Source organism: Buchnera aphidicola (Pemphigus populi) (genome assembly GCF_964058935.1).
Taxonomy (GTDB): Bacteria; Pseudomonadota; Gammaproteobacteria; order Enterobacterales; family Enterobacteriaceae; genus Buchnera_C; species Buchnera_C aphidicola_D.
The window spans coordinates 206,772-233,356 of sequence record NZ_OZ060372.1 but is presented as its reverse complement, the minus strand read 5'-3'; the positions used below and the strand labels follow the sequence as shown (position 1 = coordinate 233,356).

The window sequence follows — 26,585 nt, the reverse complement described above, 5'->3', positions numbered from 1 at the left end:
TACTACAAAAAACACTTAATCAAGATGAACAAGAGATATCTAACTGTAAAAAATAATTTTCCGTATCTAAATTCAATAGATTTTAAAAAATAAATTCTATCCCATTAGTAAAAATATGAAAAATATTATTACTACAAATTTGAATATAGAGAAGAAAATATCTGGATCTTTAGACATCACTATTAGAAAACTAGTAAATACATGTGGATTTGATCCCAAAAAAGCACATGTAAGATGCCAATATTTAAAAAAATTAATAACACTCATTGCTTTACAGAAAAAGAATATAAAAATAATTCAAAACAATTCAGAATTTTTTAAAAAAGATTTAAACAATATTCAAATTAATCTTTCTACTTTAAGAGAAAGTTTTACTGTAGATCATATAGATACTATACTGAATAAATAAAAAATTATAAATTATACGATAAGAGTTAGTGGATCGATTTTTAACACAGTTTCGGAAAAATGGTATAAAATCTCCAATAAGTGATCATTACACAATACACATTACTGTACATTTAAAAAATTAATCCATTAGTGCATCAGGAAGTTATCTGGATTATTTCTATTTAAAAAATATTTGTCATATTATTAATCCACCAACCAGTTTTCCCATAAAATATCATTTAACATCAGTTAGTGTGATTGCTAATATTGCATTAGAACCTGATGCATGGGACACAGGATTAATGATAATGGGATTTTAAAAAACAAAAAAAATAATTTTCCAAGAAAAATTAAATGCATGCTTTATTACTAAAAAATAATAAGTTTTTAACTTAGATTTCTCTAGAATTTAAATAGAATCTGATTAAGGTGGTATCTTAACTATAATAATAAAAATAATATAATGAAGTATGAAAAAATAAAAAAATTATAAAACATAAAAATGTTTAATTTATTTTATATATATATAAAATATTGATTAAAAAAATAATATACATTATATAAAAATATTTAAATAATATTCAAATATTATTTAAATATTAAATAATAATCAGGAGAAAGAATGAAAATTCTATCAGGCGCTGAAATGGTTATTCAATCATTAATCGATCAAGGTATTAAATATATTTTTGGTTACCCTGGAGGAGCTGTTCTTGATATATATGATGCATTGAAAACTATCGACGGTATAAGTCATATCTTAGTACGACATGAACAAGGGGCAACACATATGGCTGATGGCTATGCCAGATCCACTGGTAAAGTTGGAGTGGTTTTGGTTACATCTGGACCTGGAGCAACTAATTCCATTACCGGAATAGCAACTGCTTATATGGATTCTGTTCCACTTGTCGTTATTTCAGGACAAGTATCTTCAGAGCTGATTGGATATGATGCATTTCAAGAATGTGATATGGTAGGCATATCTCGTCCTATTGTTAAACATAGTTTTTTAGTAAAAAAAACAGAAAATATTCCTGAAACTTTTAAAAAAGCTTTTTGGATAGCTTCAACAGGACGTCCAGGACCAGTGGTCATTGATTTACCTAAAGATATATTAAGTTCTACAAATAAAAAACCTTATATTTGGCCTAAAACTGTCAATATAAGATCATATAATCCAATTATAAAAACAAATAAAGCACAAATCAAAAAAGCCGTAGTAACTTTATTAAATGCTAAAAAACCAATTATATATGCTGGAGGAGGAGTAATTAGTTCTCATAGCCACTATGAACTACGTATTTTAGCAGAGACATTAAATATTCCTGTTACTACATCATTGATGGCATTAGGAAGTTTTCCCGGAACACATCCACAAAATGTTCATATGTTAGGTATGCATGGTACTTATGAAGCAAATATGGCTATGCACCATTCAGATGTTATTTTTGCTATTGGAGTAAGATTTGATGATCGTACTACCAATAATCTGAAAAAATATTGTCCCTTTGCAACTATATTACACCTTGATATCGATCCTACATCTATATCTAAAACTGTAATTGCTCATATTCCAATTATAGGTGATGCAAAAACAGTACTAAAAGAAATATTAGAGATATTAAAAATAGAAAAAGAAAAAATTAAATTAAAAAATTTAAATTCTTGGTGGAATACTATTAATAAATGGAAAAAATTAAATAATTTATATTACGATAAAAATAGCCTTAAAATTAAACCACAACTAGCTATTCAAGTATTATGGAAATTAACTAAAGGACAGGCATATATTACATCAGATGTTGGACAGCACCAAATGTTTACTGCTTTATATTATCTTTTTGATAAACCCAGACACTGGATTAATTCAGGAGGATTAGGAACTATGGGTTTTGGTTTACCAGCTGCATTAGGAGTCAAATTAGCTTTACCAAAAGAAACTGTTATTTGCATTACCGGAGATGGAAGTATTCAAATGAATATTCAAGAACTATCTACCGCTATGCAATATAAACTTCCAATATTAATTATTAATCTAAATAATCATTCACTAGGAATGGTAAAGCAATGGCAAGATATGATCTATTCTGGAAGACATTCGCATTCTTATATGAAATCTTTACCTGATTTTATTAAATTAGCAGAATCTTACGGTCATTTCGGTATATCGATTACTACTCCAATGGAATTAGAAGAAAAATTAAAAATAGCACTGATAAAATTAAATAAAGGACATTTAGTATTTGTAGATATATTAATCGATACCTCAGAACATGTATATCCTATGCAAATTAAAGGAGGAGGTATGAATGAAATGTGGTTAAGAAAAAAAGAGAATAAAAAATTATGAAAAGAATTTTATCTATTTTATTAGAAAATGAATTTGGATCATTATCAAGAGTAGTAGGATTATTTTCACAAAGAGGTTATAATATAGAAAGTGTAACTGTTGCCCCTACTGAAGATTCTTCTTTATCAAGAATGACTATTCAAACTATAGGTGATGATAAAGATATTGAACAAATTAAAAAACAATTACATAAATTAATTGATGTATTGGATGTGGTAGAAATTGGATATATTTCACACATAGAAAGAGAAATCATCCTAGTAAAAATTTACAGTATAGGGTCTGCCAGAGAAGAGGTAAAAAGAGCCACCGAGATTTTTCGAGGACAAATTGTGGATATCACTGCAACTATGTATATAGTCCAATTATCTGGTACTAGTATAAAATTAAATGCTTTCTTAAATTTTATAAAAAATATAGCAGAAATTACTGAAATTGCTCGTTCTGGTACAGTAGCTTTATCCAGAAGTTAAAAATCATCTATCTAAAAAAATGACACATATACTAAAATCAGTTATAATTAATTTTAATAACATTTTTATAGAATAGTGTTATTCTACAATAATTAATTTTTAAAATAGTAAACCATGAAAAAAATAAATCAAAAACATATTCCTGTATTACTACAGGAATCTATAAATTCACTCAATATTAAAAAAAATGGTATTTATATTGATTGTACATTTGGAGAAGGTGGACATTCTTTAAAAATATTAGAAAAATTAGGGAAAAAGGGTATTTTGTACGCTATAGATAGAGATCCTAATGCCATTATTGTAGCCAATAAAATTAAAGATCCTCGTTTTCATATAATTCATGGATTATTTTCTAATATATTACACTATGCTAAAAAAAAAACATTTTTGGGAAAATTAATGGTATTTTATTAGATTTAGGAACATCATATTTACAATTGAATAATCCTGAAAGAGGATTTTCATTTATGCAAGATGGTCCTCTTGATATGAGAATGAATCCTACAAATGGTATTTCAGCAGCATGTTGGTTAAATAAAGCAAAAAGGAATGAAATCTCTTCAATACTAAAAGATTTTGGTGAAGAACGATTTGCAAATCGTATAGCAATATCAATTTTAAATCAAAAAAAAATAAAACCCATATTACGTACTAAAGAACTTGCAAATTTAATTAAAAGTTGCACTCCCGTATATAATAAGTTTAAACATCCAGCTACTCGTAGCTTTCAAGCCATCAGAATTTATATCAACCAAGAAATAGAAGAAATAAAAACCGTATTAATAAATGCCTTAAAGATATTAATACCCGGAGGACGGTTATCTATTATTAGCTTTCATTCATTAGAAGACCGTATTGTAAAAAAATTTATTAAAAAATACAGCCAAAAAGCTCAAGTTCCTCTTGGATTACCTATTACAGAAAAAAAACTTAACGCACTTAAAAAAATAAAATTAAAAATAATTGAAAAAACATTCCCTAGTAAAAATGAAATAATATTCAATCCGAGATCACGCAGTGCTATATTACGAGTAGCTGAAAAAATGTATTATAATGAATAAAATTCATTACCTTTTTACATAAAAAGTAAAAATTTTTTATTAATATCAATTTTATTTAAGATAATAATTATTATTTCTATTCCCATTCCCTTAATAAAAAGATATATTATATTTCAAATATAATAATAACAAAATATACCATAATACATTAAATTAATTACATAAAAAAAATTCACAAAACCTTAAATGAAATTTATATAAAATAACTATGTTAAAAAAATAACTATTATGCAATATAAAATTAACCAATTGACTAATATTAAAAATATTAAAATAAATAAAAATTTTTCTATTAAAAATAGATATCACTACTTCATACTTGTCATATATTAGTATCAATATTCATGTTATTAATTCAATAAAATAGTGTTATCTAAAATAGATTATATTAAACATTTTTATAAAATCATTAATCTACATTAAAAAATAACCTTTAGAAAAAATATATTAATTACAAAACATCAAAATATCAATAAAATATCTTATTAAAGACAAAAAGAGTTTTTTCTTTAAACATAAAATTTGAATAAATTTATACTTAATACTAAAAACTATAATTAAAGCAAAATTTAATAAACTAGTTGTTAGATTATAAATAAATTAAGCTAATAATGACTATTACGATATAAATTGTATTAAATAATAATATCACCATTACTATAAGAGTAAAATCATCAATAATTAATATGTTCTGTATTTTCTATTTATTTCATAATTAATAACAATATTTTTTATAAATATGAAAAATATTGTTATTATTGTTTTTAATAATTAAGCAATATAAAAAATACAGAACATGTGATAAATGTTGTAAAATTCTACGAAAATTAATCATTAATATAATGTTTTCTATAAGTTTTATAAGAAAAATATCAGAAATAGAATGATATGATATTAAATATTAATCCAGTTGATTTGAAATAAAAAAATATAATTTTTATGAACGTAAACTATATAATCATGATTATAAAAATTATTGCAAAAAATTAATTTTTAAATTTTCTACTAAAAAACTTTAAAAAATAAAAATAAATCTATACGTTTACTTTTAAAAAAAAGAGAATGATGATAAATATTGCAATTATATTTTTAAATCTCTAAAATTAATTGTACTTTTGATTACATGTAAAAATGATTTATTAACTAATGATATTAGCTATCATTTGTCATGATTAACATGCTAAATTATTAAAATACTAATCTATAATTCTACTCATTATTATAATGATAAAAATATTTTGAGTATTTAAATTTATATTAAATAGCCGTATAAAATAAAAAAATGAAAAATGTAAAAAAATCTCGGTGCTGTAATAAATAAAATTTATTAGATTATTTAAAATAATGTTTTTTATATAAAAAATAAATATTAAGAAAATTATTCTCATATAAAAATAATCACTGATTTAAAATTTTTTATCATTATAAAAAATAAAAAATATAATAAAATGATAAAAAATACATATAATACAATCATTATACTGATAATTATAGAATGAATTTAGAATTCAATAATAGAAGTAAGATAGGAAATACTATGGATACATGATTTAAAAAATTGAAGAAATTTATTACTTTAATTTTCACTCATTCCAATTAGAATTATTGATAAAACACATATCAATTAAAAAATATTAAAAAAATTACGTCTAACTTCTATCTAAAAGTTAAAAACTATATAATAAAAAAGATTAAAATTTAATAATATCAGTAATATCAGAATAAAATAAGGTTTAATTATAAAGTGAATAAATTAAGAAATAGATACATAAGCATTTCTTATGCTTAATAAAAATAGAAAATAATTAATATTTTAATTATCTCCGCACTTACCATATGATTTAATTTTAAAAAAGAAAATTTTTAAATATATCTGAATAACAAGTAAAAATTTAGAAAAAATATCGATTCTATTGAATATTTCAAATAATAAAGCATTAAAATATTAAATATTAATATTCTCTACTGTATACTTTTAATATATTCAATATATATATCAAACAGAATACTATAAAGTATTTACAAAACTATTACTTAACTAAGATTAAAGAATCTAAATTTTTAAAATTGAAAACTTTAATATCTAAAAAATGAATAATATATATAAAAATATATTTATTTTCCTAAAATTAAGAAAATATTTTATTTAAAAATCTTATCTCATACAATTAGATAAGATCATTTTTATTAGAAGCTAAAATGCATTAATAAATACTATTTCTAAATTTAATTTAGATTCGATACACTTGGTATTGTTAATACTAAAATTCGTTGCATTATTTAAATAGTAAAAATTAAATTATTTATACTATATAATTAGATTGTAATACAAAGTATCTATTTTACACATATTAATTAAAATATTCATATTGATTAATAATAAATTATAAATATATTAGGAATATTCTGCTCAATATTTTCAAATATACTTTAAGTATGTAAACTATTCTTTTATTATTAATAATAACATAAAAGATTATGTAGAATATCTATATTAATAAAAATAATCTAATTATTTAGATTGTCTTCATTTATTAGTAGTAAAGCAAACTACTGAATATTGTATATCTTATCCAGATATGAAAATATCTATCACAATTTTTACATTTTAATATAGATGGGATCCATAATGCATAAGACATTAGAAAAATCTTTACAGATTTCAGATCTAGCTGTAAAAAAAATCAAAACATTAATAAAAAAAAAAATAATTCAAATCTTAAATTAAGAATATATATTACAGGAGGTGGATGTAGTGGTTTTCAATACGGATTTACTTTTGATCAAAATAAAAATGAAAATGATATCATTATTGAAAAATGTAATATTTACATAATAATTGATCCTGTTAGTTTACAATATTTAATCGGTGGAAAGATTGATTATAAAGAAGATTTAACAGGTTCTAAATTTATAATATCTAATCCCAATGCAACACATACCTGTGGATGTGGTTTATCATTTAGTGTATAAATATTAATTATTTGAATCATTAAACATATAATAGTTCTATTATATTAAAATAATGAATTACTAAAATATGATCGTATAAAATAATGAAAATTGGCATTATAGGCGCTATAAAAAAAGAAATTGTTTTTCTTATTAAAATAATAAGACAATACCACATAAAAAAAATAGAAAACTATAAATTTTATAGTGGTTATTTACACGATATTAATGTGATAATATTAAAATCAGGTATTGGAAAAGTTTCTGCAAGTATAGTTACCACTTTACTAATATCATATTACAATCCTGATATTATTATTAATATTGGTTCAGCTGGAAGCATAAGTCCTCTATTAAACATAAAGAATATTATTATTCCTAATAAAACCTGTTACCATGATGTAGACGTAAGTATCTTTAATTATTCTATAGGTCAAATTCCTCTATATCCTCGATTCTTTTTTATAAATACTCAATTGCTAGCTTTAGCAAAGCTGTGTATGCTTAATATTAATTGTACATTTAAAGAAGGTCTTATTTTAACAGGAGATTCGTTTGTTTATAAAAAAAAATCATTACTATCAATACTCAATAATTTTCCATCAGCATTAGCCATCGACATGGAATCCACTTCAATCACTCAAGTATGTTATATTTTTAAAAAACCCGTTTTAATTCTTCGTTCTATTTCTGATTGTGCGAATAAATATGCTCATTTGAGTTTTAATAAACATATTGAGGAAGCAAGCTATCGCGTTACGCTTGTTATCGAAGAAATTATAAAAAATATCTCAATATTGAAAAAATAGTTTAAATAATATTTATTATACAATTTTTTAAATAAAATTTTTATCAAAAATGATTAAACTGCATCAGTTTTAATATTTATTAACATCTTTAAAACTAATATTAATATTAAAACACTACATAAAAATCAGCACCTGGAAATAGAGAAAATTATAAAATTTTATATCATAGTTCTCTATTTCCTAAATATCTTTACTATTTATATATCAAAATATTTTTATTTAATATTAATTAAATCTGTAACAGTCCCTTGAAAAACTTCTGCTGCCAATCCAATTGATTCATATAAAGTAGGGTGAGCATGTATAGTTAAAGCAATATCTTCTGCATCACAACCCATTTCAATAGCTAAACTAATTTCTGATAATAATTCACTAGCATTTCTTCCAATTACAATTCCCCCTATAATTCTGTTTGTATTTTTATCAAAAATCAACTTGGTTAATCCGGGATGAGAATGAGAAGTAAGTGCCCGACCAGAAGCTGACCAGGGGAAAATTCCAACTCGATAATTAATATTCTGTTTCATGGCCTCTTGCTCAGTTAAACCAACCCAGGCAATTTCCGGATCAGTATATGCCACACATGGTATTACTTTAGGCATAAAAAAATGTTTTTTACCAGCTATTACTTCTGCTGCTAAATGTCCTTCATGTATTCCTTTATGAGCTAACATTGGTTGTCCAATTACATCACCGATGGCATAAATATTTGATATATTAGTACGTAATTGTTTATCTGTTTTAATAAAATTGGATGAATCCAACTCTATTCCTATAGAATTAATATTTAAATCCTTATAGTTAGCTTTGCGACCAATAGCAACTAATACTGAGTCGTAACAATTACTTTTTTTTATATTATTACTATCTACCATCGTTACAGTAATACCTTGCTTATCAGATTGAATTGTAGAGATTTCTTGATTAAGTATTAAATTAAATTTATTATTTATTGAATGAATAAAGATATCAATCACATCTTTATCTACAACAGGTAAAAGTTGTGTTCCTGTATCCAAAATATCAATTTTGGATCCTAAAGCACTATAAATAGTGGCCATTTCTAAACCAATAACTCCCCCTCCAATAATTAATAATCGATTAGGTATATTCTTTAAACTTAAAGCATCTGTAGAATTCCATATGCGTTTATCATTTGGTATACCAGGTAACTGTATAGCATGAGAACCAGTAGCAATAATTACATTTTCAAATATCACTAATATTTTTTCTTTTTTTGATTCTACTAACAAAGATTGATTACTCAAAAATTTAGCTGTTCCTACAATAACTTTAATATTACGTTTCTTAGCCATACTACTTAAACCTATATTTAGTGAACCAATTACTTTTTCTTTCCATCTCTGTACTTGATTTATATCTATTATAGGTGTATTAAATAATATACCAGATTCTGACAACTCCTTAGCTTCAGTAACCACCTTAGCTATATGCAATAAAGCTTTAGAAGGAATACATCCTACATTTAAACATACCCCACCTAATTTTCTATACCGTTCTATTAATATAGTATTTAAACCTAAATCTGAACAACGAAAAGCAGCAGAATATCCAGCAGGTCCCGATCCAATTACAACCACTTGAGCATAAATTTTTTTTTCCATCATCAGTCCATTATTGTTAATAAATATAATTTTAAAAAATATCTCTTTTTTAAAAAAATAAATTTTTAATTGTTACTGATATAAAAATTTTTATATAAAAAGTAATTTTTATACACTTTTTACATCATCATAAAACGAATATCTTCTAGTAAGATATGTATAAAATTCATAAAACGAGCAGCATATACACCATCCACCACTCGATGATCATAAGAAAGCGAAAGGGGTAAAATTAATCTGGGTATAAATTCTTTTTTTTTCCACACTGGTTTTATTAAAGATTTAGAGATTCCTAAAATACCAAATTCAGGATTATTTATAATAGGAGTAAATCCAGTTCCTCCTAATCCTCCTAAATTAGATATTGTAAAACAACCACCTTGCATATCTGATAAAGTAAGATGACCTTCTCGTGCTTTTTTAGAAATACTTATTAACTTTCTTGCAATCTCTAATAAATTTTTATTTTCTGTGTATTTTAATACCGGTACCAACAAACCTTTAGGTGTATCTACAGCAATACCTATATTAATATATTTTTTCAATATCAATTTCTTTTTATTACGAGACAGAGTACTATTAAATCTTGGAAATTCTTGTAAAGCTTTGGAAACTATTTTAATAATAAAAGTTAATATTGTTAATTTAACATTCATATTTGTATTCTGGTATTTAGTATTACACTTCTTACGGAATTTATCTAAATGTGTAATATCAGACTCATAAAATTGTGTTACATGCGGTATTTGTTTCCAACTTTGATATAAATTCTCACCTGAGATTATTTGAATATGACTTAATTTAATTTCTTTTAATGCATTAGTATTATTCTTGCTTGCATCATTATAATTAACGTTTTTCCCATTATTATAAATATCTACATCTTCTTTTTTAATATTTTTTTCTTTATAATTTTGTAGATCTTCTTTTAAAATTCTGTTTTTTGGGCCTGTTCCTATAACATATTTTAAATTAATATCTAGCTCTCGAGCTAAACGACGAATTAATGGAGTAGCGTGTATATTGTCTAGATATTCCTGATTTTTATCATTTTTAAAATTATATAATATATCTTCTTCTGATAACTTTTTAGTATGTAAGCCAGTATCATCCTGAACTGAAAATATCATTATTACATCATCAGTATGCACTACGGTACCAATATTAACTTTAATTTCTTTTACAATACCATTTATTGGTGCAGGAACTTCCATAGCAGCTTTTTGTCCTTCTACAGTAATTAATCCTTCTTCTAATTCGACTGTATCTCCTATATTAACTAAAATTTCAGTCACTTCTGCCGCATCTGTACCAATATCGGGAACTTTAATTTCAATATTCACTCATCATACCTCATTACGCTAAACGCGGATTAATTTTATTTATATTGATATTATACTTTCCAATGGCATCAGAAATAACCTGTTTATTAATTTTACCCAATTTAGATAATTCTACCAAAGAAACCAGAACAATATAATAAGCATCAACTTCAAAATAATGACGAAGCTTCTCTCTACTATCAGAACGACCAAAACCATCTGTACCTAAAACTCGATAACTTACTGCTGGTATATATGAACGAACTTGTTCACCAAACAATTTCATATAATCAGTGACTGCAATAGCAGGTGATATATTCATTATCTTTGTAATATAAGGTATTTTACATTTTTTTTTTGGATTTAACATATTCCATCTATCGCAATCTTGTCCATCCCTAGCTAATTCTGTAAAAGAAGTAACACTATATATATCTGATCCAATACCATAATCTTTTAATAAAATTTGAGCCGCTACACATACAATACGTAAAATAGCTCCAGAACCCATTAACTGCAAAGAATAATCATGTATACCTTTTATAGTTTTTAATTTATATATACCCTTACAAATACCTTCTTCTACACCTTTAGGCATAGCAGGCATAAAGTAATTTTCATTTAAAGTAGTAATATAATAATAAATATTTTCCTGTTTAGGACCATACATACGATGTAATCCATTACATATGATAACAGCTATTTCATATGCATAAGCTGGATCATAAGACACACAATTCGGCACTGTTAAAGATAAAATGTGACTATGTCCGTCTTCATGTTGCAATCCTTCACCATTTAAGGTCGTTCTACCTGATGTTCCACCTATTAAAAAACCTCTTGCTTGTTGATCTCCTGCAGCCCAAAATAAATCTCCTATTCTTTGAAAACCAAACATAGAATAGTAAATATAAAATGGAATCATAGGAAAATCATTCGTACTATATGAAGTGGCAGCAGCTAACCAGGATGCAGCAGCTCCCGATTCGTTGATTCCTTCTTGTAAAATTTGACCTCTTTTATCTTCACGATAATACGCTAATTGCTCTCTATCTTGAGGAGTATATTGTTGACCTTGTAAACTATAAATACCTATCTGACGAAATAGCCCTTCCATACCAAATGTACGTGCTTCATCAGCTACAATAGGTACAATTAAATTTTTAATTTCACTACTTTTTAGTATTATATTTAATACACGTATAAACGCTATTGTTGTAGAAATTTCTTTTTTTTGTTCATTTAATAATGATTTAAAATCATTTAAAATTGGTAATTTTAACGTAAAAGTAAAATTAGATAATCTTATAGGTAAATAACCTCCTAAACTTTTTCTTCTTTCATGAATATAACAATATTCTGGACTATTTTTGCTAAATAAAACGTAAGGTAAATCTTTAACATTATCATCTTTAACAGGAATATTAAATTTATCTCTAATATATAATATACCTTCTAAATTCATTTTTTTTATTTGATGAGCTATATTTTTTCCTTCTGCTATTGGACCCATTCCATATCCTTTAACTGTATGAGCTAAAATAACAACAGGTTTACCTTGAGTTTCTTTAGCTCTTTTGAGAGCTGCATATATTTTTTTAGGATCATGTCCTCCTCTATTTAGATCCCAAATTTGAGAATCAGTCATAGCATCTACTAATTTCATTGTTTCTCTATATTTTCCAAAAAAATGTTTTCTTATATAAGAACCATTTTTTGATTTAAAAGTTTGATAATCACCATCTAAAGTTTCATTCATCAAACGAATTAATTTACCACTTTTATCTTTATTTAATAATTCATCCCAACCGCTACCCCATATAACTTTAATAACCTCCCAACCAGCACCATAAAAAATATTTTCTAATTCATTAATTATTTTTCCATTGCCAATTACTGGTCCATCTAATCTTTGTAAATTACAATTTATTATAAAAATTAAATTGTCTAATTTTTCTCGTGATGCTATAGAAATAGCTCCTTTAGATTCTGGTTCATCCATCTCTCCATCTCCTAAAAAAGCATACACTGTTTGATTTGAAGTATTTTTTAAACCCCTATTTTTCAAATATTTTAAAAATTTCGCCTGATAAATGGCACAAATAGGACCTAATCCCATAGATACAGTAGGAAATTGCCAAAAATTTGGCATCAACTTAGGATGTGGATAAGAAGATAATCCTTTTCCATCTATTTCTTGTCTAAAATTATCCATTTGTTCCTTCAATAACCTTCCTTCAATAAAAGCTCGAGCATAAACACCTGGAGCAATATGACCTTGAAAATAAACTAAATCACCACCATCAATACTATTACAAGCTCTAAAAAAATGATTAAAGCAAACCTCATAAAGAGATGCTGAAGACTGAAAAGAGGATAAATGTCCACCTAAATCTAAGTTTTTTCTAGAAGCACGTAAAACCATCATGATAGCATTCCAACGAATTACAGAACAAATACGATCTTCTAAAATAAGATCTCCAGGGTAATCCGGTTCATCTTTTACAGAAATTGTATTGATATAATCATTTATTGATGTATCTTTTAAAAAAATAGCACCATATTTTTTTACTTTTTTAAGAATATTTTGAACCAGAAATTCTGCTCGTGCCACCCCTTCTTTATTAATGACTGATTCGATCGCCTGTATCCAATCAAGGGTTTCGATTGGATCCACGTCATGATATAAATTTTCTGACATGGTATAATTCCTTATTTATATATTATGTTTATTAATAAAAAGTAGAACATAGATCTATTTTTTATTTTAATTTGTATTTAACTAATTTTTTAATAACCATACATAATAATTTCATTAAACTATTTTAAAATAAAAAAATAAAACTTTATTTTACATTTTTTTGCTTACATACTTAAAGATATTTATTTCAAGTTTTTTAAAATAGATATGTTTATATTCGCAATTAAAAATTGTATTAAGTTAATTTTTTATAAAAGATTCAATAGATATTAAAATAAAATTGTTAATTTTATATGTAATAAAGAAAGGTCAAGATAGAGAATAGTTTCTAAAAAATATAAAATAAATCAACTATAATTATTAAAAAATAGTAATAATGCTATAATATACAAAAATATTAAAGTTTATTTAGAAATATATGTGCTGACATAATTTAAATATTTTAATAGATTTTTAATATAAGAATTGATATTTCTTTAAAAATATTTAATCCAATGAATCATTGGATTCTCAATATCAAGTATTTTTAGATACCATCTTTAGTACGTAATCACTTTCTATTAGAAAAATAGAAATTAGACATGAATCTAATAAAAATATTACTTATAATGAATGTTATCTGATAATATTGAAAATTAAATTAAATTTAATACGACGTATTGTTAAAAACATGATTTTCCTGTTCAGAAACACGTATAAAAGTAGTTCTTTTAGTTAATTCTTTTAAACTTTCTGCTCCAATATAAGTACAAGCAGAACGCAATCCCCCTAAAATATCTCTTATAGTTGTTTCCACTAAACCCCGAAATAATAATTTTATTGTCTTACCTTCTGTCGATCTATATTGAGCAACTCCTCCAACATAGAGATCCATAGCAGATTGTGAACTCATACCATAAAATAACATAAACTTTTTTCCATTTTCTTTAATGATTTCACCCAAACATTCTGTATGACCAGCTAACATACCTCCCAACATAACGAAATCTGCTCCTCCTCCAAAAGCTTTTGCGATATCTCCTGAAAAAATACAGCCTCCATCACTAATAATACGACCTCCCAAACCATGAGCTGCATCGGAACATTCTATAATAGCCGATAATTGTGGATATCCTACTCCAGTTTTGAGACGAGTGGTACATACAGAACCTGGCCCAATACCTACTTTGACTATATCAGCACCAGACAATATTAATTCTTCTACCATTTCACCTGTGACTACATTTCCAGCACAAATGGTTTTATCAGGAAACTGATCACGAATTTTTTTTAAAAAATTGATAAAATATTCAGAATAACCATTCGCCACATCTATACAAATATACTGTAAACTAGATGATAAAGAAAAAATTTTCTTTATTTTTAAAAAATCAGAATCTGATGTACCTATAGATACAATCACATATCTTAATATTGATTCCGATACACTATTTATAAATTTTTCCCATTCAGCTATAGAATAATATTTATGTACCGCTGTTAATATATGAAAGTGAGATAAAGATTTTGTCATACTAAAGGTCCCTATTGTATCCATATTAGCAGCAATAATAGGAATTCCAGTCCATGTTAATTTTGAATTTTTAAAAACAAATTTGCGATGTAAATCTACTTGAGATCGGCTTATTAAGGTTGAACGTTTAGGACGAATAAGAACATCTTTAAAACCTAACTTTATATCTTCTTCGATACGCATCGATAATCTATTCCTGATTGTATAAAAATAAAATAAAATATATCATAGATGATATTAAAGAAAAACGGTATATAAAAATAATTTTTACAAGATTACACTACTAATACAATAAAATATTTTTCATTAAATAATATTTAATCATCAAGGAATAGAAAAGTATATGAGACATATTATTACTTTTATTATAAATTGATCTAGTAAAACCTATTAAAGAACATTTTTATTTCACTTTTAAAATATAATAATCAATTATATATTGTATTTTGCCAATTTTTAAAATTAAATAAACTATGAGTAACATCACTTAAATTAGATATTTTAATTTTACTAAGTATCAAAATTACTTCATATTTCAAATCTTCTAACATAACAGAAAATATCTCAAATGCCTCACGCTGATACTCTTGTTTAGGATCTTTTTGAGCATAACCTCGCAAATGGATTCCTTGTTTTAAATCGTCCATCACAGACAAATGTTCTTGCCAAAATAAATCTAATGTATGTAACATAACTGATTTTTCTAATTTTCTCATTTGCGAAGCACCAATAATATATTCTTTACTCAAATAATTTGATTTAACTTCCCCTATGATTATATCATTTATTTTTTTTTTATCTAAAATATTTTTTTTGCTTAAAAAATATGAAAAAGATAATTTTAAATTAAATAAAATATTCAATTTATTTTCTAAATTTAAAAATACGTCTTCTACTTTTAATGATGTTTCCAAAAAATAACTATTGATGATTTTATTAAACACATCCTCTAAAATACTATTTACTGTCATGCTGATATCATTAGAATCTACTAAACAATTTCTCTGCATATAAATTATGCGACGTTGTTCATTTACAACATCATCATACTCTAGAATTTGTTTGCGAATATCAAAATTATAATTTTCTACTTTTTTTTGAGCATTTAAAATTGCTTTTGTTACAAAGGGATGAGTTATCGGTTCTCCAGATTTAATTCTTAATTTCTTCATGATAGATATCACACGATCAGAAGAAAAAATTCTCATTAACGAATCTTCCATAGATAAATAAAAACGAGAAGAACCATCGTCACCTTGGCGACCGGATCTACCTCGTAGTTGATTATCAATTCGACGAGACTCATGTCTTTCCGTACCAATAATATGCAATCCACCTACAGATAAAACCATATTATGTTTATTTTTCCAGTCCTCTTTAATACTGTTGATTTTTTCATTTTTTACTTGATAAAAACATTTTTTATCCATATCTATACTACCTCCTAAAACTATGTCTGTACCTCTTCCTGCCATATTAGTGGCTATAGTTACAGCTCCTAGTTGTCCTGCTTCAGAGATAATTGCAGCTTCTTTTTTATGAAATTTAGCATTTAAAACATTATGTTTTATCTTTAAAGAACTTAGTTTAGAAGATATTACCTCTGATTTTTCAATAGATATTGTACCTACTAAAACAGGCTGTTTTCTTTTAATACAGTTTCTAATATCTTTAATTATAGCATCTATTTTCTCATCTTCACTGATAAAAACTAAATCTGGTAAATCCTTTCTAATCATGGGACGATTAGTAGGAATAATTACAGTATCTAAATTATAAATATCACTAAATTCAGATGATTCAGTCTCTGCAGTACCTGTCATACCTGCTAATTTTTTATATAATCGAAAATAATTTTGAAATGTAATAGAAGCTAAAGTTTTATTTTCATTATTTACTATCACACCTTCTTTAGCCTCGATAGCTTGATGTAAACCATCTGACCAACGACGTCCTTTCATAATGCGTCCAGTATGTTCATCTACTACCATTACTGCATTATCTTTTACAATATAATCAACATTTTTGACATATAAGCTATGTGCTCGTAAAGCCGAAGTAATACAATTTATTAATACTATATTTTTTTTAGAATAAAGGGATTCATCTTCCTTTATGATATTATGATAAACTAACAAATTTTCAATTTCTATCAAACCACGTTCAGTCAAATAAACTTGTTTCTGTTTTTCATCAACTGAAAAATGTCCAGATCCAAGAAAAGAATCTGAATCTTCTTTTTCTTGTTTTATTAAATTTGGTATAATTTTATTAATTTTAATATATAATTCAGCATTATCTTCAGATTGACCGGAAATAATTAAAGGTGTACGCGCTTCATCTATTAATATAGAATCTACTTCATCAATTAAAGCATAATACAATTTTCTTTGCACCCTTTCTGAAGCATGAAAAACCATATTATCTCGAAGATAATCAAAACCATATTCATTATTTGTACCATATGTTATATCAGCGAGATAAGCCTCTCTTTTTAATTGAAGCGGCATACCTGTTAAATTTAAACCAACTGTTAAACCTAAAAATTCAAATAAAGGTTTATTTTTTTTAGCATCACGTTGTGCAAGATAATCATTCATAGTAACTATATGCACACCTTTACCAATTAAAGCATGCAAATAAGCTGGTAAAGTAGCTGTTAAAGTTTTTCCTTCTCCAGTACGCATTTCAGCTATACATTGATAATTTAATACTATTCCACCAAGCAATTGTACATCAAAATGACGCATATTAAATACACGCTTACTTGCCTCCCTGACAGTGGCAAATGCTTTAGGAAGTAAACTATCTAAACTTATACCTTTATTTAAAGCATAGCGAAATATTTCTGTTTGTTTTTTTAATTCTTGATCTGATAATTTTTCAAAAAAAGATTCTATTTTATTTATTTTATCAACAATTTTTTGCATTCGTCGTAAAATACGATTACTGTAATTACCCAATATTTTGGTTAATATTTTTATTAACATATCAATATGCTCATAGCAACAAATAAAATTCGTATAATTTTATATAATTACTAAAATATTTTAAAACTAATTTTCAATTTAGAAAATATATAAAAATTTAATCAATATAATTAAATATTATTATTAAAAGTATTTGACATAATCAACTAAAAAACTCTCCCAATATTATTTTATTTAGCATTGATATCACGTATATTTTTATATTTTATAAAATTCTATTAATTTAATAATTATTATTAATATTTATTAAAAAATTTTTATTTAAGATCCATACTTTTTTAAAAAATATAAAAATTAAATATCATAAAAAATAAAAATTATCTAATTATACTTCAACGTTCTATGGAATATATACTTACTATATCTAATTATCTAACAATAATATTTAGTATCGATATTGTATTTATATATAAATTTAACTCTAAATATTTAATATAAAATGTTATTATTAAATTCAACATATTAACTAATATTTTAGTATTATTTCTTTAATTTTAAAATAGTAAAGGACCTTTGGGTGACCGTGGAAGATCAAAGTCATTAGGATAATCCACCGAAACTAAATACAATCCTTTTGCTGGTGCTGTAGATCCAGTTAAATGTCTATTCTTCAAATTTAATACTGTCGATATCCAATTAACTTTTTTTTTTAAAACACCTATGTCTAATAAACAACCAACTATATTACGAACCATACGATATAAAAAAGCGTTTGCTGTTACCTCAATTATTACAAAATTATCTTTACGTATTACTTGCAAACTGATGATTTTACGCCAAGGTGTATACGATTGACAAGTTTTTCCTCTAAATGCACTAAAATCATGTTCTCCTATTAAATATTGTCCAGCTTCATTCATTTTATCAATATCTAATCCTTTATGAAAATTCAATAATTTATTGTCTAAAATTGCCGAACGAATAGATTTATTATAAATAATATAACGATAAGTACGTGATAATGCGCTATAACGTGCATGAAAATCTCCCGATACTCTTTTAATCCATAATACTGCAATATCATTAGGTAAATAACTATTTACTCCTATAGTCCATGTAAATTCTGTCCGTATTACATGTGTTTCAAAATGAATAACTTGTGATGTAGCATGCACACCAGAATCAGTTCTACCTGCACATATTATCTTAATTTTATGATTCGCAATATAAGATAAAACTCTCTCTAATTCTCCCTGAACAGTTTTTACTGATTTTTGAAATTGCCATCCATGATATGAATTACCATTGTATTCAATTCCTAATGCAAATTTCATAAAATTATTTTTTTACCATTTTTAAAAAAGGAAATATTTTAATCCTTATACTTAAATAGTATGTATCAACTTTTAAATAAAATTTCAATTTAGATTGAAAACTATTTTTATTTAAAATTTAAAAAAAATATATATATTTATATAAAATATCTTATAATAAGTTATATATCTTATTATACCTTTCTATCGATTATCAAATATAATAAAAAAGAAAATAATAATTAATGACTTAATTTTATCTGTATTATTTCAATAATATATTTATATTAAAAATTAATAAGTTAAAAAAATATTTCTAATATTTAATTTTTTTTATTTGAGAAACATAATCTTATAAAAAATTAATATTGCGATAATAATGTTTTATAAAAATATTATATAAAAAGAATTAAAATTAAAATGGAACACTATAAATATCCCTCTTCCTTAATCATGAATTAAAAAAATATAATTCTATTTTCTATTAAATTTTATAAAATATATTACATAGGAATAAATATGGAAAAAAAACAAAATCGTAAAAAATCATCTTTAAGCATTCTTTCTATAGCTGGAGTTTTACCATATCAAGTAAAAAAAGATGAACAATATATGAACAAAAATCAAATTAATCATTTTAAAAGAATACTTGAAGCCTGGAAGTATCAATTACAAAATACAACAAATCATACTACTCCCTATATGAAAGATCAAGCTAGCAACTTTCCCGATCCGATTGATCGAGCTACACAAGAGGAAGAATTTAGTATTGAACTAAGAAATCGAGCTCGAGAATTAACATTAATAAAAAAAATACAAATTACTTTAAAAAAAGTAGAAAATAAAAATTTTGGATATTGTAATTCTTGTGATATTGAAATTGGTATTCGTAGACTTGAAGCGCGTCCAACTGCTAACTTATGTATTGATTGTAAAACATTAGAAGAAATTCGTAAAAAACAAATGTCTGGTTAACTTTTTTATATAATTTATTATTAGTGAAATGGGAATAAATCCTATTTCACTTATAAGTTTTGTTATAGTATAATCCATTCATCAATGTTATTTTTTATACTAAAAATTGATATTTAGTTTTTTAAAAAATTTTACTTTTATTCGAAATTCATCATGTCTAATTTGAAATAAATAAGTATTATATTCTATATAAAAATATTATTTATTTAATAAATACTATAATAATAAATTATTATACTATTTTTTAAATAAAACTACTTTCCCAATATAAGGTAAATGACGATAACATTGTGCGTAATCAATACCATATCCTACCATAAATTCATTAGGAATAGAGAAACCAATATAATCTATAACAATATTCACTTCTCGACAATCAGGTTTATCTAATAACGTACATACTGCTAACGATTTTGGCTTTCTGAGTGTTAAAATATTCAACACCTTACTTAAGGTGTTACCTGAATCAATAATGTCTTCAACAATTAATACATGTTTACCTAAAATATCTTCATCTAAATCTTTTAAAATCTTAACATCTTTACTGAACAACATACCTCTTCCATAACTGGAAGTTGTTATAAAATCTACTTCATGAGAAATCTGAATTGCTCGACATAAATCAGCCATGAAAATGAAAGAACCTCGTAACAATCCAACTAATAAAATATTGCTATTACTGTTTTTATAATTATCAGTAATTTGCTTTCCTAATTCATTGATACGTTCATGTAATTCTTCTTCAGAAATAACAACTTTCACTGTATTTTTCATAAAAATTAACATAATAAGTTAAATAGATTTAATAGAAGTTCTAAACAAAATATATACTTGATTTAATTTAACTAAATGTATTTATTTTCACAAATAAATAGTTTATTTTAAAATATAATATAATCTATATTATTAATCTTGTATGTGATACATAAATTTTTTCGCTAAATATAAAACTATTCTAATAAAAGATAATTTTAAAATAAAATTTTTATATGATGTTATATATATCAAAAAACTGGATAATTAACCACTTCAAGTTTTATGAAAAGATAATAATAATTAAATCCAATAATAATACGCCAGTAAAATAAAGAATAATATACAAATTTATGTTATAATTTTAAATGTTTTTACTTTTTTATTTAATAAAATTTAATTTTATTAAAAACGTAAAAAATTAATATAAAATATACATACTGCTAAAAATAATTTTAATGAGATCTAAAATATATGTTAATCACCTGAAATTTAAAAATATTATATATTATTCAGGTTACACTGTATAAAAAATATAAAAGCTCGCATCATAAACTAATGCGGCTTTTTTTTGGCATAAATTCAGGAGAATTAAAAACTATGCGTACGCTGAAATTTGGCGGAACCTCACTAGCTAATGCAGAAAGATTTCTACATGTAGCTAACATTATTGAAAATAAAATTAAATACGAAAAAGTGGGAATTATACTATCTGCCCCCGCAAAAGTAACTAATAATTTAGTTAATATTATAAAAAAAACTATTAAAAATGATAATACTGAATCCAGTATGCATGAAACAAAACATATCTTTTTAAAAATCCTAGAACAAGTTAATCCATTGCAAAATAACTTTCCTTATGAAAAATTAAAAACAATCATTAATAATGAATTTATTGAATTAAAAAAAAATATTTGTGGAATCAATTTATTAGGTCAATGTCCAGATAACATTTATGCTAAAATTATTTGTCGTGGTGAAATATTGTCAGTTGCCATCATGAATGCCATACTACAAGCTCGTAATCATAAAATTACTATTATTAATCCAGTAAAAACATTACTGGGTATAGGTACTTATCTAGATTCTAAAATTGATATTATTGAATCCACCAAACGTATTGAGTCCATGAATATTCCTAAAAATCATAATATTCTCATGTCTGGATTCATAGCTGGCAATAAAAAAGGAGAATTAGTAGTATTAGGTCGCAATGGTTCTGATTACTCAGCTGCAATTTTGTCATCTTGTTTGCATGCAGATTATTGTGAAATTTGGACAGATGTAGACGGAATTTATACTTGCGATCCAAAACAAGTACCAGACGCAAAATTATTAACATCCATTTCATATCAAGAAGCAATGGAGCTCTCTTATTTTGGAGCAAAAGTATTACATCCACGTACTATTGAACCAATAGCTAAATTTAACATTCCCTGTTTAATTAAAAATACATCTAAACCAGATGCCAAAGGAACATTAATTTGTGCTCAAAATAAAGAAAAAAAACACTCTGTAAAAGGTGTTACTTATCTTAACGACATAGCTATGTTTCATATTATAGGACCAGGAATGAAAGATATGATGAAAATGATAGCACGAGTATTTTCTTCAATTTCACGTGATAACATTTGGATAATTCTCATTACTCAGTCTTCTTCAGAACATAGAATTAGTTTTTGTATACCTCAAAAAGATGTAGTACGTGTTGAATATATATTAAAAAATGAATTTTATCTTGAGCTAAAAAATAGATTATTGAAACCTTTTAATATAATAAAAAAATTATCTATTGTATCAATAGTAAGTACTAATATGAAAAATAAACCTCATATTACTGCTAGTTTTTTTTCAGCTCTATCTTATGCTAACATTAATACTTTAGCGGTAGCACAAGGATCATCTGAAAACTCTATTTCCGCAGTTATTAAAAATTCAAATGTAATAACCGCAATACGAACAGTCCATCAAATTTTATTTAATTCCAATCAAATTATTGAAGTATTTTTAATAGGAATTGGTGGAATCGGCAGTACACTATTACAACAATTTTATCGTCAAAAGAAATGGTTAAAAGAAAAGCAAATAGATTTAAAAATATGTGGAATCGCTAACTCTAAAACATTACTAATTAATATGAAAGGAATTAAATTAAAAAACTGGAATTCATATTTTGAAAAAGAAAAAAATTTTTTTACTACAACAAAAATAATTAATGCAATTAAAAAACACCCGTTAATTAATCCTGTTATTATCGATTGTACGGCAGATACACTTTTATCTTATCAGTATAGTCATTTTATTTCTCATGGATTCCATGTCGTTACGGCCAATAAAAAAGCAAATACCACTGATTTAACATATTATAAAAAAATAAGAACAGCTGCAATTCAATTTAAAAAAAAATTTTTATATGATACCAATATTGGAGCAGGACTACCGGTTATAGATAATCTGCAAAATTTACTTAATTCTGGAGATAAATTAATTCATTTCAGAGGTATTTTATCTGGTTCTTTATCATTTATTTTTGGTCAATTGGAAGAAGGCATTACTTTATCTCAAGCAACAGAAAATGCTAAAGAAATAGGTTTTACTGAACCTAATCCTCGCGATGATTTATCAGGAATCGATGTTGCTCGAAAATTACTTATTTTAGCTCGAGAAGTGGGATATCAAATAGAATTAAAAGATATAAAAATTGAAAATTTATTACCTGATACATTACAAAATATTCCAGATATAAAAACTTTTATGAGAAAATTAAAAGAACTAGATTCTATATTCGATATACGAGTAAAAAAAGCAAAAATTGAAGGGAAAGTATTACGTTTTGTAGGGATAATAAATAAAACGGGTCAATGTGAGGTAAAAATTGATTCTGTAGATAAAAATGATCCTTTGTATAACGTAAAAAATGGAGAGAATGTACTAGCATTTTATAGTAAATATTATCAACCTATTCCTTTAGTATTAAGAGGATACGGTGCGGGAAATAATGTGACAGCAGCTGGTGTATTTTCTGACTTACTACGTACTTTACCATGTAAAGTAGGAGTATAAAATGATAAAAATTTTCGCTCCTGCTTCCATAGGAAATGTAGGAGTTGGATTTGATATCCTTGGTGCAGCAATATCACCTATAGATGGAAGTTTATTAGGAGATACTATAGAAATAAAATGCTCTAATCAATTTTGTTTAATTAATAAAGGGAAATTTGCCAATGAATTACCATCGAACAATAAAAAAAACATTGTATGGCAATGTTGGTATTACTTTTCTAAAATAATTGGAAAAAAAGTTCCAGTTTCTATTACTTTAGAAAAAAATATGCCTATTGGATCCGGATTAGGATCTAGCGCCTGCTCTATTGTTGCTGGATTAGTTGCAATGAATGAGTTCTATAACAGACCTTTAAATCCATCAGAACTATTAATTTTAATGGGAAAATTAGAAGGTAATATATCTGGAAGTATACATTATGATAATGTTGCGCCTTCGTATCTTGGAGGACTACAGTTAATTATTCAAGAAGAAAATATTATTAGTCAAGCTATTCCTACGTTTAAAAAATGGATATGGATTATCGCTTGGCCAGGGGTAAACCTTTCTACAGAAAAATCTCGATCTTTATTGCCTTTGCAGTATACTAAAGAAGTATGTATTCAACACAGTAAAAATTTAGCAGGATTTATTCATGCATCTTATACACAACAATCTCATTTAGCTACTAAACTAATCAAAGACGTCATTGCAGAACCACATCGTGTAAAATTAATACCTAACTTTTCTTATGCAAAAAAAAGTATTTTAAAAATGGGAGCCTTAAGTTGCAGTATTTCTGGATCAGGACCCACTTTATTTACCATATGTAACAATATTATTTTAGCAAAAAAAATAGCTAAATGGCTTACTGCTAATTATCTACAGAATAATAAAGGATTTGTACATATCTGTAACTTAGATAATATAGGTGCACGTAAAATAGGAGAATAAATGAAACTTTATAATCTTAAAGACAAAAATGAAAAAGTAAATTTTTCTAAGGCTATTAAATTAGGTTTAGGACGAAAACAAGGTTTATTCTTCCCTGTAGATTTACCTAAAATTAATATAAAAGAAATAGAAAAACTGCTAAAAATGGATTTTATTACAAGAAGTAGCAATATTCTTGAATACTTGATTGGTGATGAAATTGATAAATATGAATTACACAATCATGTAAAAAAAGCATTCTTATTTTCTCCACCAAAATTGGTAAAAATAACAAATAACATAGCATGTTTTGAATTATTTCATGGACCAACACTAGCTTTTAAAGATTTTGGTGCACGTTTTATGGCTCATGTATTATCGTATCTCAATCAAAATGGAAATAATAAAATTATTACCGTCTTAACTGCAACATCAGGTGATACAGGAGCAGCAGTAGCTCATGCTTTTTATGGTATGAAAAATATACGTGTAGTTATTTTATATCCAAAAGGTAAAATTAGTGAATTACAAGAAAAGTTATTTTGTACATTAGGTAAAAACATTAAAACTATAGCTATTAATGGTAGTTTTGACGAATGTCAACAACTCGTAAAAAAATGCTTTAATGATGAAATATTAAAAAATAATATAGGATTAAATTCTGCAAATTCTATTAATATAAGCAGATTATTAGCACAAATTTGCTATTATTTTGAAGCTTTTGCACTAATTGCACCAGAAAAAAGAAAAAAAATAGTGATCTCAGTACCGTGTGGAAATTTTGGAAATTTAACTGCAGGATTGTTAGCAAAATCTCTTGGTTTATCTATTACATCATTTATCGCATCTACTAATGCTAATGATACCGTACCTCGTTTTCTTAGAACTGGTCAATGGAAACCTAATCCAACAATTTCCACTATCTCTAATGCTATGGACATTAGTCAACCAAATAATTGGCCAAGAGTAGAAGAATTATTCTATCGGAAAAAATGGGATTTAAAAAAACTTGGATTTGGTAGTGTTTCTGATTATGATACAAAAAATACATTATTAGAATTAAAAAAACTTGGTTATATTTCAGAACCACATGCTGCAATAGCGTATAAACTACTAAAGAACCAATTAAAAGACAATCAATTTGGATTATTTTTAGGAACGGCGCATCCTGCAAAATTTAAAAAAACTGTCGAAAATATTTTAGATATAACCCTACCTCTACCAAAAATATTAGCTGATCGTGCCGATCTACCTTTACTATCGTATAATATGTTACCAAATTTTTCTAAATTACGTAAATTTTTACTAGATATATAAAAATATTATTACCTAATAGAGAGGAGAATGATAGATTCTATCCTCTCTTTTTTATAAATAAATTTTATAAAAATAAAATTCTATAATTATAGTTTATATCTTTATAAAATGAAAACGAT

At 25.2% G+C, this 26,585-nt stretch carries 15 protein-coding genes and 3 pseudogenes; 11 read left to right on the top strand and 7 right to left on the bottom strand.

Annotated elements, in window-relative coordinates; translation table 11 throughout:
* Positions 1–79 precede the first annotated feature (79 nt).
* The 7 genes and pseudogenes from AB4W65_RS00985 to AB4W65_RS00955 all read left to right on the top strand — a co-directional run bounded on the left by AB4W65_RS00985 (position 80) and on the right by AB4W65_RS00955 (position 8,041).
* Positions 80–409, top strand: a complete 330-nt coding sequence (locus tag AB4W65_RS00985) for an FAD:protein FMN transferase (RefSeq protein WP_367673818.1) — start codon at positions 80–82, stop codon at positions 407–409.
* Positions 410–536: 127 nt separating this feature from the next.
* Positions 537–710, top strand: a complete 174-nt coding sequence (locus AB4W65_RS00980; RefSeq protein WP_367673817.1) for an FAD:protein FMN transferase — start codon at positions 537–539, stop codon at positions 708–710.
* Positions 711–1,012: 302 nt separating this feature from the next.
* A complete protein-coding gene (gene ilvB / locus AB4W65_RS00975) occupies positions 1,013–2,743 on the top strand; it encodes a biosynthetic-type acetolactate synthase large subunit (RefSeq protein WP_367673756.1) in 1,731 nt (576 codons plus the stop codon).
* Entirely contained in the window at positions 2,740–3,216 is a 477-nt protein-coding gene (gene ilvN, locus AB4W65_RS00970; RefSeq protein WP_367673755.1) for an acetolactate synthase small subunit, read from the top strand. The genes ilvB and ilvN overlap by 4 nt, the downstream gene beginning before the upstream one ends.
* A 114-nt stretch (positions 3,217–3,330) precedes the next feature.
* Positions 3,331–4,280, top strand: a pseudogene (gene rsmH, locus AB4W65_RS00965) (16S rRNA (cytosine(1402)-N(4))-methyltransferase RsmH).
* Positions 4,281–6,909: 2,629 nt separating this feature from the next.
* A pseudogene (gene erpA, locus AB4W65_RS00960) lies at positions 6,910–7,253 on the top strand (iron-sulfur cluster insertion protein ErpA).
* Positions 7,254–7,336: 83 nt separating this feature from the next.
* Positions 7,337–8,041 (top strand): 5'-methylthioadenosine/adenosylhomocysteine nucleosidase, encoded by a 705-nt coding sequence (locus AB4W65_RS00955; protein ID WP_367673754.1) that lies wholly within the window; start codon positions 7,337–7,339, stop codon positions 8,039–8,041.
* Positions 8,042–8,256: 215 nt separating this feature from the next.
* Here AB4W65_RS00955 and lpdA read toward each other — a convergent pair whose 3' ends face one another.
* The 6 genes and pseudogenes from lpdA to truA all read right to left on the bottom strand — a co-directional run bounded on the left by lpdA (position 8,257) and on the right by truA (position 19,466).
* On the bottom strand, positions 8,257–9,666 hold the full coding sequence (lpdA, locus tag AB4W65_RS00950) for a dihydrolipoyl dehydrogenase (RefSeq protein ID WP_367673753.1): 1,410 nt from the start codon (positions 9,664–9,666) through the stop codon (positions 8,257–8,259).
* 119 nt (positions 9,667–9,785) lie between these two features.
* Positions 9,786–11,009 carry a 2-oxo acid dehydrogenase subunit E2 gene (locus tag AB4W65_RS00945; protein ID WP_367673752.1) on the bottom strand — a complete coding sequence of 408 codons (1,224 nt, stop codon included), beginning with the start codon at positions 11,007–11,009 and terminating at the stop codon, positions 9,786–9,788.
* A gap of 13 nt (positions 11,010–11,022) precedes the next feature.
* Entirely contained in the window at positions 11,023–13,689 is a 2,667-nt protein-coding gene (gene aceE / locus AB4W65_RS00940; protein WP_367673751.1) for a pyruvate dehydrogenase (acetyl-transferring), homodimeric type, read from the bottom strand.
* 646 nt (positions 13,690–14,335) lie between these two features.
* Complete coding sequence (locus AB4W65_RS00935) at positions 14,336–15,385, bottom strand: GMP reductase (RefSeq protein WP_367673750.1); 1,050 nt, start codon at positions 15,383–15,385, stop codon at positions 14,336–14,338.
* Positions 15,386–15,699: 314 nt separating this feature from the next.
* Positions 15,700–18,192 (bottom strand): annotated as a pseudogene (gene secA, locus AB4W65_RS00930) (preprotein translocase subunit SecA); the annotation flags it as partial.
* A 494-nt stretch (positions 18,193–18,686) separates the two neighbouring features.
* Entirely contained in the window at positions 18,687–19,466 is a 780-nt protein-coding gene (gene truA / locus AB4W65_RS00925) for a tRNA pseudouridine(38-40) synthase TruA (RefSeq protein WP_367673749.1), read from the bottom strand.
* Between the two features lie 498 nt (positions 19,467–19,964).
* Between truA and dksA the strand changes: the two genes are divergently transcribed.
* Positions 19,965–20,420 (top strand): RNA polymerase-binding protein DksA, encoded by a 456-nt coding sequence (dksA, locus tag AB4W65_RS00920; RefSeq protein ID WP_367673748.1) that lies wholly within the window; start codon positions 19,965–19,967, stop codon positions 20,418–20,420.
* Positions 20,421–20,657: 237 nt separating this feature from the next.
* On the opposite strand, the gene hpt is transcribed toward dksA, so the two are convergent.
* On the bottom strand, positions 20,658–21,194 hold the full coding sequence (hpt, locus tag AB4W65_RS00915; RefSeq protein WP_367673747.1) for a hypoxanthine phosphoribosyltransferase: 537 nt from the start codon (positions 21,192–21,194) through the stop codon (positions 20,658–20,660).
* Between the two features lie 579 nt (positions 21,195–21,773).
* On the opposite strand from hpt, the gene thrA reads away from it, so the two are divergent.
* The 3 genes from thrA to thrC are packed head-to-tail and all read left to right on the top strand — an operon-like array spanning position 21,774 to position 26,466.
* Positions 21,774–24,236: a bifunctional aspartate kinase/homoserine dehydrogenase I gene (gene thrA, locus AB4W65_RS00910; protein WP_367673816.1), complete on the top strand. Its 2,463-nt coding sequence runs from the start codon at positions 21,774–21,776 to the stop codon at positions 24,234–24,236.
* Between the two features lies 1 nt (position 24,237).
* Entirely contained in the window at positions 24,238–25,170 is a 933-nt protein-coding gene (thrB, locus tag AB4W65_RS00905; protein WP_367673746.1) for a homoserine kinase, read from the top strand.
* Positions 25,171–26,466 (top strand): threonine synthase, encoded by a 1,296-nt coding sequence (thrC, locus tag AB4W65_RS00900; protein WP_367673745.1) that lies wholly within the window; start codon positions 25,171–25,173, stop codon positions 26,464–26,466.
* The last annotated feature ends 119 nt before the right edge of the window (positions 26,467–26,585 follow it).

Excerpts from the sequence above, each read along its gene's own strand:
- ilvB (WP_367673756.1), top strand. The coding sequence starts at position 1,013 with ATGAAAATTCTATCAGGCGCTGAAATGGTTATTCAATCATTAATCGAT.
- ilvN (WP_367673755.1), top strand. The coding sequence starts at position 2,740 with ATGAAAAGAATTTTATCTATTTTATTAGAAAATGAATTTGGATCATTA.
- AB4W65_RS00955 (WP_367673754.1), top strand. The coding sequence starts at position 7,337 with ATGAAAATTGGCATTATAGGCGCTATAAAAAAAGAAATTGTTTTTCTT.
- lpdA (WP_367673753.1), bottom strand. The coding sequence starts at position 9,666 with ATGGAAAAAAAAATTTATGCTCAAGTGGTTGTAATTGGATCGGGACCT.
- aceE (WP_367673751.1), bottom strand. The coding sequence starts at position 13,689 with ATGTCAGAAAATTTATATCATGACGTGGATCCAATCGAAACCCTTGAT.
- AB4W65_RS00935 (WP_367673750.1), bottom strand. The coding sequence starts at position 15,385 with ATGCGTATCGAAGAAGATATAAAGTTAGGTTTTAAAGATGTTCTTATT.
- truA (WP_367673749.1), bottom strand. The coding sequence starts at position 19,466 with ATGAAATTTGCATTAGGAATTGAATACAATGGTAATTCATATCATGGA.
- dksA (WP_367673748.1), top strand. The coding sequence starts at position 19,965 with ATGGAAAAAAAACAAAATCGTAAAAAATCATCTTTAAGCATTCTTTCT.
- hpt (WP_367673747.1), bottom strand. The coding sequence starts at position 21,194 with ATGAAAAATACAGTGAAAGTTGTTATTTCTGAAGAAGAATTACATGAA.
- thrA (WP_367673816.1), top strand. The coding sequence starts at position 21,774 with ATGCGTACGCTGAAATTTGGCGGAACCTCACTAGCTAATGCAGAAAGA.
- thrB (WP_367673746.1), top strand. The coding sequence starts at position 24,238 with ATGATAAAAATTTTCGCTCCTGCTTCCATAGGAAATGTAGGAGTTGGA.
- thrC (WP_367673745.1), top strand. The coding sequence starts at position 25,171 with ATGAAACTTTATAATCTTAAAGACAAAAATGAAAAAGTAAATTTTTCT.